Origin of the sequence: Segeticoccus rhizosphaerae (genome assembly GCF_009192725.1) — a bacterium.
Classification (GTDB): domain Bacteria; phylum Actinomycetota; class Actinomycetes; order Actinomycetales; family Dermatophilaceae; genus Segeticoccus; species Segeticoccus rhizosphaerae.
The window spans coordinates 1-707 of sequence record NZ_VOHR01000672.1; the positions used below are offsets into that span (position 1 = coordinate 1).

At 72.4% G+C, this 707-nt stretch carries 1 protein-coding gene; it reads right to left on the bottom strand.

All coding sequences use genetic code 11. From position 1 onward, the window contains the following. Nucleotides 1-166: 166 nt before the first annotated feature. Nucleotides 167-707: aminoglycoside phosphotransferase (locus FRW57_RS23760; protein WP_162529486.1), on the bottom strand; the 541-nt coding region annotated here is incomplete at its 5' end.

Sequence of the window (707 nt, forward strand, 5' to 3'; positions counted from 1 at the left end):
GCGCAGATCAAGCCGTATGTCGACGCGGGGTTGAACCACCTGGTCTTCCACGGTCCCGGGGGCGACCAGGAGCGGTTCCTGACCCAGTTCACCCAGGACGTCATGCCGTTGCTGCGCGAGCTTCGGTGAGCGCCGCGGTCGCCGGGCATCCGCGGCGGTCGTCCCCTCACAGCAGCGGACGGAGCAGGCGGCGGTAGGCGTCCACGTGGGCCGCGTCCGGCCCGTCGTCGGCCAGCAACCGGAAGAGCGCCGCCCGCAGCATCGCCTGCAGGCGGGCTCCACCCGTCCAGTCGTGCATCAGCCGAGGGTCCGCACCCGCCCACATGACCAGGTCGAGGACGCACACGGCATCGGCCCACAGCACGGGTCGCCAGTAGGGCGCGAAGTCGATCACCAGCGGGACGTCGGCCGCGTCCAGCAGGACGTTGCCGGCCAGATCACCGTGGACGAGCTGGTTGGCCCCGAGCGGCTCGTCGGTGCGCTCGGAGAGCAGTTCGCGGGCCAGGTCCGCTTGCGCTTCGGCGAATTCGGCAAGGTCGACGCAGCCGGCACCGAACGCGATCCGCTCCGCACGGTCCCATCGGTGCCGCGGCGGTTGCGTCGCGAGGGGCCACTCCGCGACTGCCTGCGCGAGCTCGGCGTGCAGGAGGGAGCCGGTGGCGCGGACGACGTCGGCGTGGGCGCAGTCGCGGCTTCCCGGCTCGTAG